General features: G+C 34.6%; 16 protein-coding genes. 10 read left to right on the top strand and 6 right to left on the bottom strand.

Translation table 11 applies throughout. The features are described from left to right. Positions 1 to 3: 3 nt before the first annotated feature. Positions 4 to 822, bottom strand: coding sequence for a 6-pyruvoyl tetrahydropterin synthase (locus DWQ18_07960; GenBank protein ID RDJ33096.1), 819 nt, complete (start codon positions 820 to 822; stop codon positions 4 to 6). Positions 823 to 877: 55 nt separating this feature from the next. Continuing rightward, positions 878 to 1,156, bottom strand: a complete 279-nt coding sequence (locus tag DWQ18_07955) for a 4a-hydroxytetrahydrobiopterin dehydratase (GenBank protein ID RDJ33095.1) — start codon at positions 1,154 to 1,156, stop codon at positions 878 to 880. 77 nt (positions 1,157 to 1,233) lie between these two features. On the opposite strand from DWQ18_07955, the gene DWQ18_07950 reads away from it, so the two are divergent. Further along, a complete protein-coding gene (locus tag DWQ18_07950) occupies positions 1,234 to 1,989 on the top strand; it encodes an asparagine synthase (protein ID RDJ33094.1) in 756 nt (251 codons plus the stop codon). Here the strand turns inward: DWQ18_07950 and purB are convergent. After that, entirely contained in the window at positions 1,982 to 3,343 is a 1,362-nt protein-coding gene (gene purB, locus DWQ18_07945; protein RDJ33442.1) for an adenylosuccinate lyase, read from the bottom strand. The two genes, DWQ18_07950 and purB, sit on opposite strands and share 8 nt — an antisense overlap. Before the next feature lie 604 nt (positions 3,344 to 3,947). Between purB and DWQ18_07940 the strand changes: the two genes are divergently transcribed. From DWQ18_07940 to DWQ18_07930, 3 genes are read left to right on the top strand one after another with little or no spacing between them, the layout of a single operon-like run. After that, the gene (locus DWQ18_07940; GenBank protein ID RDJ33093.1) at positions 3,948 to 5,396 is read left to right on the top strand and encodes an RtcB family protein; all 1,449 of its coding nucleotides are present in this window, start codon (positions 3,948 to 3,950) and stop codon (positions 5,394 to 5,396) included. Continuing rightward, entirely contained in the window at positions 5,393 to 5,803 is a 411-nt protein-coding gene (locus DWQ18_07935) for a double-stranded DNA-binding protein (GenBank protein RDJ33092.1), read from the top strand. Before DWQ18_07940 ends, DWQ18_07935 begins: the two co-directional genes overlap by 4 nt. A gap of 3 nt (positions 5,804 to 5,806) precedes the next feature. Then, entirely contained in the window at positions 5,807 to 6,121 is a 315-nt protein-coding gene (locus DWQ18_07930) for a hypothetical protein (protein ID RDJ33091.1), read from the top strand. Here DWQ18_07930 and DWQ18_07925 read toward each other — a convergent pair. Beyond that, positions 6,118 to 6,627, bottom strand: a complete 510-nt coding sequence (locus DWQ18_07925; protein ID RDJ33090.1) for a 30S ribosomal protein S11 — start codon at positions 6,625 to 6,627, stop codon at positions 6,118 to 6,120. The two genes, DWQ18_07930 and DWQ18_07925, sit on opposite strands and share 4 nt — an antisense overlap. Positions 6,628 to 6,731: 104 nt before the next feature. On the opposite strand from DWQ18_07925, the gene DWQ18_07920 reads away from it, so the two are divergent. Together DWQ18_07920 and DWQ18_07915 are read left to right on the top strand one after the other, a co-directional pair. Beyond that, positions 6,732 to 8,078 carry a sodium-dependent transporter gene (locus DWQ18_07920; protein RDJ33089.1) on the top strand — a complete coding sequence of 449 codons (1,347 nt, stop codon included), beginning with the start codon at positions 6,732 to 6,734 and terminating at the stop codon, positions 8,076 to 8,078. Positions 8,079 to 8,188: 110 nt separating this feature from the next. Next, positions 8,189 to 8,542, top strand: coding sequence for a hypothetical protein (locus tag DWQ18_07915; protein ID RDJ33088.1), 354 nt, complete (start codon positions 8,189 to 8,191; stop codon positions 8,540 to 8,542). A 76-nt stretch (positions 8,543 to 8,618) separates the two neighbouring features. On the opposite strand, the gene DWQ18_07910 is transcribed toward DWQ18_07915, so the two are convergent. Continuing rightward, the gene (locus DWQ18_07910) at positions 8,619 to 9,128 is read right to left on the bottom strand and encodes a ferritin (protein ID RDJ33087.1); all 510 of its coding nucleotides are present in this window, start codon (positions 9,126 to 9,128) and stop codon (positions 8,619 to 8,621) included. A gap of 196 nt (positions 9,129 to 9,324) precedes the next feature. Here DWQ18_07910 and DWQ18_07905 point away from each other — a divergent pair, with 196 nt between their 5' ends. The 4 genes from DWQ18_07905 (at position 9,325) to DWQ18_07890 (ending at position 11,163) form a co-directional block, all read left to right on the top strand. Continuing rightward, positions 9,325 to 9,792, top strand: coding sequence for a hypothetical protein (locus DWQ18_07905; GenBank protein ID RDJ33086.1), 468 nt, complete (start codon positions 9,325 to 9,327; stop codon positions 9,790 to 9,792). A gap of 121 nt (positions 9,793 to 9,913) precedes the next feature. Continuing rightward, positions 9,914 to 10,132 (top strand): hypothetical protein, encoded by a 219-nt coding sequence (locus DWQ18_07900; protein ID RDJ33085.1) that lies wholly within the window; start codon positions 9,914 to 9,916, stop codon positions 10,130 to 10,132. A gap of 314 nt (positions 10,133 to 10,446) precedes the next feature. Then, positions 10,447 to 10,692 carry a hypothetical protein gene (locus DWQ18_07895; protein RDJ33084.1) on the top strand — a complete coding sequence of 82 codons (246 nt, stop codon included), beginning with the start codon at positions 10,447 to 10,449 and terminating at the stop codon, positions 10,690 to 10,692. Positions 10,693 to 10,782: 90 nt separating this feature from the next. Next, positions 10,783 to 11,163: a hypothetical protein gene (locus tag DWQ18_07890; protein RDJ33083.1), complete on the top strand. Its 381-nt coding sequence runs from the start codon at positions 10,783 to 10,785 to the stop codon at positions 11,161 to 11,163. Between the two features lie 176 nt (positions 11,164 to 11,339). On the opposite strand, the gene DWQ18_07885 is transcribed toward DWQ18_07890, so the two are convergent. Next, entirely contained in the window at positions 11,340 to 11,540 is a 201-nt protein-coding gene (locus DWQ18_07885) for a hypothetical protein (protein ID RDJ33082.1), read from the bottom strand. Position 11,541: the final 1 nt, after the last annotated feature.

The raw sequence follows: 11,541 nt of genomic DNA, 5'->3' as shown, positions 1-11,541 counted from the left end.
CTTCTATTTTCTTGCAATGTTTGAGATGATATGCGAACCCTTGTTGTATCCCTCGTAAATGTAAACTCCTACTGCTTCTACATTTGGAGGAAGTTTTGGTGCTAAAATTTTGATAATTTCAGTTGAGAGGTTCTCTACGGTAGCTTCTCCCTCTAAAAGATATGTTGTATTCTTTGGAACTTGTAAATCAAATACTCCTTTTGGTCCATCAAATGAAATGTGATAGTGTGAATCATCTTCTTTGTTCATGTATTTTCTATTGATGAAGAATTTATGATCAAATACTCCGATTACTTCTTTGATGATCTTTTTTGCCTCACCAAAATCAATTAGAAGATTATTCTTCATCTGACCTACTAGCTCAACCATCACTGATGATGTGTGGCCATGAAGTATTGAGCATTTTTCCACTAGAGGAAGTATGTGCGCATAATCAAAAGTAAATGATTGATCTTCCATAAAGATTGAACCTGTCTGTGGATGCTTTTGATCATAAAATACAATATCTTGCAACTCTTTAATCTGGGCTGCATATTTTGGATGTCCAATTGCCATTACGTTCCAATCAAGTTTGCTTTCTTTGATCTCTCTGTATTTTTCAATGTCTTCTTCGTTATCAATTACTTCGATCAATCCTTTTTCAGTTCTAAAGTCCACTTTAATCTTTTTTCCATTAACTTCTAACTCATAATCATAATCATAATCTTGTCCCAAAAATGACAACATCTGGGCAATAGATAATTCTGTTCTGCTTTTTAGGAGATTTCCTTTTTTGTCAATATATCTAAAATCTGAATCAAGCATAGTCGGAGTTGTAGTCATTTGGAGTCTGTGGTCAGTAATCTGTATATAAATTCTGTAAAATAATTTTCAAAATCTACACAAGAGAATTTAAAATTTCAGCAAGGCATATGTCATTTTGAGTAATGCCTCCTGCATCGTGAGTCATCAAATCAATTGATATTTTGTTGTATACGTTAAACCACTCTGGATGATGATTCATCTTTTCTATCTCCATGGCTGCCCTTGTCATAAATCCAAATGCTTCATTAAATGAGGCAAATTCAAAATCCTTGTGTAGTTTTCCATCTCTGATTGACCACCCGGGAATGGATTTTAGAGCCTCCTCTATCTGCTCTTGGGATAGTTTTTGCATAATTCAAGTTTGTTGTTGTTAAATTAATAGTTTCAACACCGCAACCACTTTGTATTGGATTTTTTCTAAGTGTAATCATGGATGAGGCTCAAAAGGTTTTGCTTGAAAAAATAACCAACTCAATTAAATCTACAGTTGACGCAAAAAAAATCGGGGTTGCCTTTTCTGGAGGAGTAGACAGCACCATGATGGCAAAAATTCTGTCTTCTCTGGGATATGATGTTACCCTGCTAACCGTCGGCTTCAAAGACTCTCATGATATTGTGTTTGCTAAGCAAGTCAACGAACAACTAGGATTGCCTCACAAAATTCTTGAGATAGATCCAAAAACTTTTGAAAAAATTTCAAAGGATATCAATACAAAAATCAAGACAGATAATTTATCATGGAATGAAAACTGTATTGCGTTTTATTATGTTTCAAAACTTGCATCCAAATTAGGAATACGAGTCGTGGTTACCGCAAATGGCATTGATGAATTGTTTTGTGGTTACAATGCGTATAGGGACGTCGTATCTGATGGGGAATCTGCGGTTTTAGAATTAATGGAGAAGAAGCTTGCAAATGAAATAGAAATGATGAAAGCAGTAAACCACATTTCTTCTGAGAACGATGTAAAAATATTGCAGCCCTTGCTTACTATCGATTTTATTGATTTTGCAAAAAAAATTCCCCTTTATGATAAAATTAATGACAAGGATGATCTTATTCGAAAACACATCATACGAAAACTTGCTTTATCAGTTGGCGTTCCAGAAGTATCAGCTACTAAAAGAAAAAAGGCATTACAGTATGGAACAAAAATTCACAAAACTTTGCTAAAGTCTAGGTAAATTTCTTCGTATACTTTTGAACTGTTTTGTTTACATTTGAAATTATTGTAAACGAAGCTCCCAAATGACGTTGGGGAACAAAGATATCTTTGATCTCTTTTTCTGAAAGTTTTGATGATACTGCCTTGTCATTTTTTATTGCATCAAAGTATTCCATGTTCTTGTCCTTTGCCTCAAATGCAATTCTTTGAACATCTCTGTATGCTACAAATCTGGGTATCCCTTTCTTGATTAGTGCCTCCAAAACGAATTCTGCAAAAATTTGACCTTTAGTTTGGTAAAGGTTCTCTTTAACTCGCTTGTCGTTAACTTGTAGATTTGAGATTATCTTTATCATTGTTTCAAGCATCTCATCAAGTAGAATGGAAACCATAGGAAGAATAAAGCGCTCATTAGCTGAATTGGATAGGTCTCTTTCATGCCATAATGGAATATTTTCAAATGCTGTTCCAATTTGACTACGCAAAATTTTTGAGAGTGAAGAGATTCTTTCGCTTTTGATTGGATTTCTTTTTACTGGAACTGCACTGCTTCCCATCTGACCTTTCTTGAATTGTTCTGCTACTTCGCCGATCTCTGTTCTTTGAAGATTTCTAATCTCTATTGCAATTTTTTCTAACGTTGCACCGATTAATGATAACTGAAATACATACTCTGCATACCTTTCTCTTGGAATTATCTGAGTTGTAACTTCTGCAGGATATAGATTCAATCTTTTTGCTACTCTTCTTTGAACCTCTACTGCTTTTGCACCCATCAATGAACCAGTTCCAACAACTCCTAGGGTCTTACACATCAGTACTCTTTTTTTGAGTTCTTGAACTCTTTCCAAGTGTAGTGCCATCTCAGAAGCCCAGTTTGCAAATTTTAATCCAAATGATATGATGCTTGCATGTTGTCCGTGAGTCCTACCAACTGCAGGAAGCTCCTTGTATGTTACTGCTTTTTTTGCTAAAAGTATTGCAAGCTTTCCAATTTTAGGCTGAATTATAGAAATTGCATCCCTCATCTGCATTGAATTGCTTGTATCTACAAGATCATTACTTGTCAAGCCATAATGAATCCAAGGTCTTGTACTTGCAATGCATTTTTCACTTAACGCCTCAACAAGAGCTGCTGTATCGTGATCACTTTTTGCTTCTAATTGTTTTATTCTGTTGGCTGTAATTTTTCTTGATTTTGTAACTGCAAAAATGTTCTTTCCAGCTGATTTGGGAATTATTCCAATCTCGCCCTGTGAAATAGCAGCTGCACCTTCGATCTCTAATTGATAATTTACTTTATTTTGCTCACTAAAGATAGCCAGCATCTCTTTTGTACCATATCTTCCAGAATCTATTGGTAGAATTGCCAACATTTGCTATCATTTAACATCGAAAATAAATCTACTTCTTTGGAGTCTATTTCTGGTCTGTTTTTAGTCATTATTTATGACAATCACAACTGCAACTTTTAGGAACGCATCTATGGGCTATGCAGTCCTTGCACCCCTTACTTCGACCACTCTTTACACGAAGCCACTCCTTATCCAACTTGAATCTATTAGAAAATTTAGTAACATAAAGATGCTGAATTTTGAGAGTTTTTCCCACTGAGAAAAAAGAAGTCTCCTTTACTTTGGAGACTGGTAATACGTTAACTAGTTTATGTGAGCTTTTGGGCCACCAGCTAACACCGTGAGATGTCTCTGACTCAATGATTCCCATAGCAACGTGTTTTTGTTAAAAAATTGGGGCCAAAAAGGATCACAATTAGGTTAATTTTGTAAACCTTCCATTACTGATTCAGTGATGGAAAAAATGCTCACTATCTTAAATACAAATTTTGTTAGAGGAATCAGTGCTAATCCAATCCTCGCTGAACCAGGGGAAAACAAGGTTTGGCTTGAGTCGATAGATTAGCGTTTTCCCCATCTTATATGATTTAAATTGCTTAATTTTGGATCTTAAGCGATTCTCATGTCTTCTTTAACTCCAAAAAAAGTTCGTGACAATGAATATGTAATAAATCCTGATTCATCAAACGGACTTCAAGTACCTGTGAAAATTTTTGCAGACGAACAACTATTATCAAAAATGCTTACAGATAGAACAATTTCTCAAGCAATGAATGTTGCATCAATGCCTGGAATTGTAAGTCATGCAGTCGTATTACCCGACGGACATGAGGGCTATGGATTTCCTGTTGGAGGTGTTGCTGCAATGGATGCAAATGAGGGAATGATTAGTCCTGGAGGAGTTGGTTATGATATCAACTGTGGAGTGAGACTGATTCGCACCAATCTTACAGCAGAAACAATGCGACCAAAACTCAAGGAGCTAGTTACTGATTTGTTTAATACAATTCCTTCAGGTGTAGGCTCAAAAGGAGCGGTAAAGCTAAACACATCACAACTTGATGAAGTACTAGTTAGAGGTGTCAGTTGGGCAGTTGATCATGGTTATGGTACCAAAGATGACGTAAATGTTTGTGAAGAGTCAGGTCAGATTAAAGACGCAGATCCAAACAAAGTTTCTGATAGGGCACGCAAACGCGGAGCTCCGCAACTAGGTAGTCTTGGATCGGGAAATCATTTTCTTGAAATTCAGCAAGTATCTGAAATTCACGATGAGGAAGCAGCAAAAAGAATGGGAATTCAAAAAGGAAACATTACTGTTCTAATACACTGTGGCTCTAGAGGATTTGGCCATCAAGTGTGCAGCGATTATCTTAGAATATCTGAAAAAGCATTACAAAAGTATAACATCAATCTAAAAGACAGGGAACTTGCATGTGTTCCTAATTCTTCTGAAGAAGGCGAATCGTATAGAAAGGCAATGTTTGCAGCATTAAATTTTGCATGGAGTAATAGGCAGATGATCACACACTGGACAAGAAAATCTTTTGAGCGAGTTTTCAAACAGTCAGAAGCAGATCTGGACATGAAATTAGTATATGATGTAGCGCACAACATTGCCAAAGTAGAAAAACACAAAATCGATGGAAAAGAAAGGTCTGTAGTGGTTCACAGAAAAGGTGCAACTAGAGCATTTCCTGCAAATCGAGATGAAATCCCACAAAAGTATAGAGATTTGGGACAACCTGTATTCATTCCAGGTTCTATGGGAACTGCAAGCTGGATTTTACTTGGACAACCAAATTCTATGGATTTGACTTTTGGTTCTACTGCACATGGTGCAGGAAGAATGATGTCAAGATCAAAGGCCAGAAGAGACTATACAGAGTCTGAAGTAAAGCAATCCCTTTCCGATAAAGGAATTTTCATTAAAGCATTAACAAGAGACGGAGTAGTGGAAGAGACACCGCAAGCATACAAAGATGTGGATGCAGTCGTCAATGTTTCTCATGATTTAGGTATTGCAACCAAAGTAGCAAAACTTGTACCTATTGGTGTGATTAAGGGTTGAGCGAAGAAGACAAAGAACTAGAACAACTAAAAGCAAAACGCCTAGCAGAGATGCAAAGAAACCTTTCTTCAAAACAGATGCAGGAATCTAATAAAACTCAAGCAAAGAAACCTGCTAAAAAACCTCGTGAAATTTTGGTAGAGCAACTAGGATTTCGTGGACTAGAAGTACTACAGAATGCCGAATCTCAATTTCCAAATGAGACCAAAATGGTAGTTGACAAGCTTGCAGAGCTGATAACTTCTGGAGAAGTTGATGAAAAAATTGACGGTGGAAAGCTTCTGATGCTGTTTCGCTCAATTGGCATTAATGTTAGAATGCAAACGAAAATTAACATTGAGCAGGATGGAAAGTTTGTCTCCCTTTCAGATAAACTAAGCACCAAAAACGAAGAGCCTAGTGAATGATTCATGCCAACCATTCTAGAAATCAGCTCCACAAAGTACGATGATGATATTCCATTAATCAAAAAAGCACTGATTAATTTAGAATCAATCTGTGAAGTGCGTGACGGATTTTTAATTAGTGAACCAATGGCAAGGTTTGGCTGGACCTTTTTCAAGATTGCATTAAAACCTAATCTGTTTTTTGCAATAGAAAAAAAGTTTCATGATATGATTAACAACTCAAAGGGAAGAAAACCCGAAGATAGGTTTTCAAATTTTATGTCTGACTATTTTGCAGCTCGCGGTTGTGCAGTTAAGATAAAACTCTTAGACTACTAGACTCTACGTCCTCTTTTACCGCCTTTCTTTCTGGTGGTATCATGAGGAATTGGTGTAACGTCATCAATTCTACCAATCTTGAATCCGCCTCTAGCTAGTGCTCTGATTGCAGCTTGTGCACCTGGTCCTGGAACTCTAGAACCAACTCCGCCAACTGCTCTAACTCTAATGTGAAATGCTGTGAATCCTTTAGTTCTTGCTGATTCATTTACTGCATTGGCTGCTTTCATGGCAGCAAATGGTGATGATTCGTATCTGTCTGCATTAACATGGATTCCACCTGAGCTGATTGCAATTGTTTCAGCACCGGTAAGATCTGTCATGTGAATTATTGTATTATTATAACTGCTGTAAATATGGGCAATTCCCCATTTCTCCTTCTCTTCTGTCTTCTCCTCTGTCTTTTTTGATTTTGTTTTAACCTTAGTTTCCTCTACTTCGGCCTCTACTTGTTCTGGCTCTTCTACCTCTTCAATCTCTTTTACCTCGACTTCGGCTTCAGACAACGTCTAATCACGCCTTGAAGGGTTTAAAAAACATTAGTTTGAGAAATAGTTCCTATTCCAACTTAGATTTTCTCATTTTTAGCTAAAATTAAAGAAATCAGCTGATGATGAACTATTTGGGAAATTTACATCCTAATTTCATGAGCGATAAACAAGTAAAAACTGAGGCATGGGCTTCAGAATGGGGATTTCTTTTAGCATGTATAGGATCTGCCGTTGGAATAGGTAACATCTGGAGATTCCCATATATTGTAGGTGAAAATGGCGGTGGTGCATTTCTAATTCCCTTCATAATCATTGTTGGGAGTCTGGGATTCATTTTGATGTTGCTTGAATTTGCAATAGGGAGAAGATACAAGTCTTCAATCGTTACTGGATTAGCAAGTATTTCTAAAAAATTCAAATGGGCTGGAGCAGCAATTGCATTAGTAGCATTTGCAATGCTTAGCTACTATCTTGTAATCTTAGGATGGGTTTTATCATATTTTATCTCAAATCTTGGTCAATCATTTTTAGAATTTGAAAAATTCACTCAGTCATATTATCCTGTATTAGCTTTTACGGCTGTTTTGATTTTGACTTTTATTATTGTACGACGAGGAATTACTTCTGGAATAGAAAAATTCAACAAGATAGGAATTTTGTTTCTAATAGGAATTATTATTCCTTTGATGATTTATGGTGTGACTTTACCTGGTTCAACTGAAGGAATTTCATATTTTCTTAAACCTGATTTCTCTAGAATTGGAGAGCCACAAATTTGGTCAACTGCATTTGGTCAAGCATTTTTTTCTTTATCATTAGGTTCTGGCTCTTTGCTTACTTATGGTAGCTACCTTCGGGGTAAGCATTCGTTGATCCGTTCTTCTTCAATTATAATATCTGCCAATACCATGATATCGATATTTGCAGGAATTATGATTTTTTCATTTGTTTTCTCATTTGGAATGGACCCACAAGAGGGAATTCCATTAATCTTTGAAGTCTTACCAAATATTTTTTCTGACATTAATTTTGGCTTCTTTGTTGGTGCAATCTTCTTCTTCTTACTCTTAATAGCTGGACTAACTTCTGCAATAGGGCTTTTTCAAGTTCCAAACGCTTCTCTACAGGACTCATTTAATCTATCAAACAAAAAATCAAGTGCCATAATTGCAATTGGAATATTTTTAGTAGGTATTCCTTCAGCATTAAGTTATAGTCCAATTGAACTTGGTTTGTCCGGTGTTTTATTCCTAGATGGAATGGATTATGTATTTGGAACGTATGGTATTACAATCTCTGAACTGATTTTTGTAGTAGTGGTAACCTGGTTTGTTGATAAAAAGAAGATACTAGAAAATATTAACGCGACATCTAGATTCAATATACCACAATCGGCAATATCTGTGGTAAAATATGTCTCACCACTTGTAATTATTGCAATACTAGTATCCACTGCAATTTTCTAGATTTATTTAATCATTAAAACAAAACAAACAGAATTTTAGAAATGCATCAAAAAAGATCATATCTATTCAAAATCTCTTAAATTTTTAAGTGATAATTTCTTATAATTAACATGGGGATTTTTGATCGATTCAGAAAAAAACAGATAGAAAATTTAGGCATTGAAGACCAAAAAATTAAATTTTTGGAAATAACTTGGACAGAGCTCCTGACATGGCCAGATGAAAAAACTAGTCAAGAGATACAAAGAAATCTTGTACCTTATTATAAAAAACTAAAGAAAATGCAGATAGATGAATTACGTAATATGAAAATTGAGATAGTAGAGTCAAGAGATAAACATCTGCAAATTCCAGATTCCATATCACCAAATTTTCCCATGAATAAATTAAAAACTCCCAAATCCGAATTTACTAAATTGATTCAGGCTATTGAGGAAGAAATCAAAAATCGCAAACCAGAGTAAGACATTTTTCAATTACTTTATTTTTTGTGATGATATGATGAATGTAAATTACGAAACCAGCATGAATGATTTTTAATCATTCTTTGTCTTGTTTGGAACCTATTCCATTCATGTACTTGTCTACTTCGTAGATGGCAAGTTTATCACGGCCTACGACTTCGAATTTTTGCAAAATATTATCAAAGGTTTCTTCTTCTTCGATCTGTTCTTTTACGAACCATTGCATAAAGTCAAATGTACGGCGATCTCTTTCTTTTTCTGCTAATGTGATGATTTGATGTATGGATTGTGTTACTTTTTGTTCATTCTCAAGCGAAGTCTTGATGATTTCCTCCAACGACTTGACATCTTTTTTTGGTTCAGAGCATGCAGATATGTCTGCCATAGTGCCTATTCTATTCATGTAATGAACTATCTTTAACATGTGCTGTCTTTCTTCATCTGATTGAGCATAAAAAAAACTTGCAGCTCCTTCATACCCTGTTACTTCACACCATGAGGCCATTGCAAGATAAAAGCTTGAAGCATCAGATTCCATAACTATTTGCTCATTTAGAGATTTTCTCATCTCGTCTGATAGTTTCATACGTTACGTTTCGTTCTATTTGATAATAGTTTGTTTCTGATTTGTTGTTTACAAAATCAATATTTGTATAATTTCATAATGTTAGCTTATGTTTTATTGATTTTACCTACTGTAAAAAATCAATGTCATAATAACAGCTGAAAGCAAGCATTATGCTTTACCAGTTTTTTAATAATATCCAGAGTATCAATTCGTAATGACAAAACAAAAAACATTGAGCATGTTGCTGGTTGTCTCTGCCTTAGCAGTAGGCATCGGTTTCATAGGAGAATCATACGCTGAAGTGCGTACTGATTACTTTGCATCAGGTGATATTAGACAAGGAATTAACTCTGATACCACAGATGAAAAAAGCAAAGTTGGCTACTATGCAATTTCAGGCTTGGCTGATATGAGAAATTGGGTTCATGTTAGCATGGATTACTATCCGTCTGCTGATTCAACCTATGAAGTTCGTTTGGCAAATACCTCAACTGGCAATGAATTGGTTCTAGGTGAACTAAAAGGTGACGACAAGAGAGATCAATTCTCAACTGCAGAGGATCTCTCCGGGTATAATGTAATCAAGGTGTTTGAAATATCTGATACTGGTAATGTAGCATTGTCAGGACAGAGTTCTTTTGAATATCTTGATGCAGATAGAGCACCCACAAGACCCAACTAATTTTTTTTAATTATGAACTATGATAATCCCGTATTGAACTTTCATAGTTCATAAGCTACATTTGAAAATTTCAGCTTGACAACTTACAAAATTATTTGATTATAGATAATTTATCTATTACATGGATAGGTTGTTGGTAATAGCTATTTTAGGAATTTGGGTTTCTACTGTAACTCTAATTGGAATATGGTTAGTTGATGATGAAATCATAACATTAGATTTTCTTGATAATTTTACAAAAAATTACATTCTCATTGAAAACCAAATTTATTTAATTGATATTAGCCCTATAGAATCTGTTTATTTTTCCTCTTTCATGGATAATATTTCACTGCATTGAAAATGAGTTTAATTCATCGGGACATTATTGAAAACGTAATTATCTGTGTTGTTGTGATACTTGGCGCATTAGTTATTGCACTTTTCCTTGTAAATACAGATTTCTTTGAATTTGATTCGCAAAGTTTTTCTGATAATTTAACATCTTTTTGTAATAATCCACAATACTCTAAAATCGATTCTAATTTGCGTAATGCCCTCTGTGAGATATAGATCTCAAAATCAGCTATAGCAGATAATTTCAGCTATTTTTTTGAAATAATCTAATTAAAAACGGGATAAGACGATGATTATGTGTATTTGGGGTGAGAAATAATGCAAGAATCCCGCATTAGGACAAAGGCTGTGGTGGACACTCTTCATGATCTTACTGAAATTATTTCTGATAGTGATGATTACCTCATACCTAAAGAAATTCTAGTAAAAACTGATCCTGAATTCTTACGAATTTCTGATGAGAATTTTATTCCAAGGCAAGTGGTAGATATCCTTGGCGTATTGACCAAGCTTTATGATCGTGGATATGAGGATTCTATAAGAGATATTCAAAAATTAAGATAATTTTTCATTAACAATTCATGATAGGGATTTAGCTGAAATTCAACATTAAAGCTTAGAAAACATTATCATATTTTTTCTACAAATTCATTCATGTCTGACTTAGAAAATAATGAACTTGTAAAGAATCTAATCGATGAATTTCAGGCAAGCGGCTTGGAAGTAACATCAGCAAACTATGGGGGATTCAAAAAACCACACGCAATAAAAGATCAACGACCTGATGTTATAGCCTGGGATTCTGATAAACAACTATACTATTTGGGTTTGGTAGCAGATCCAGAAAAGATTGATCTAGAAAATATGGATAATAAACTAAAGATTCTATCCAATCTGGTTATGGATGTAGGATCTACTCAAAATGCAAGACTCCCGTTCTATCTTGGTATTCCAAAAGGAAACGTAGATGATGTAACAAAAATGTTAGATGATAATAATATTCCAAGAGATAATGTTTTTACTATAGAACTGTGATTAATTTTCTTTTAAAATTAAACTAAAATATTTGTTTTATTAATTATTTTCAAAATTATTTTGTATTATTTGAATTTTTTTTCTAGCACATTCTAACGCTTCATTTTTTGTATGAAAATGTTTAGACTTTTGACATATTGAACATATGTCTTTGTGATTATCCTCTGATGACATATCTAAGACGCTAAAGTGTTGACAACTTGTTTTTTAGGAAAGTTATAGTTTCGTTCTAATGGAACTATTAAATCATTAATGTGTGGTTTTGGATCTGAGCATTCTCCACATCTAGGGAAAATTATCTCTGCATCATAGTTTACTTCTCCAATACTTTTCTCACAAATTACACACTTTACTACTTTCTTATCGTAAATATTCATT

This window comes from Thermoproteota archaeon (assembly GCA_003352285.1).
Classification (GTDB): domain Archaea; phylum Thermoproteota; class Nitrososphaeria; order Nitrososphaerales; family Nitrosopumilaceae; genus PXYB01.
This window is presented reverse-complemented; position numbering and strand designations above follow the sequence as displayed.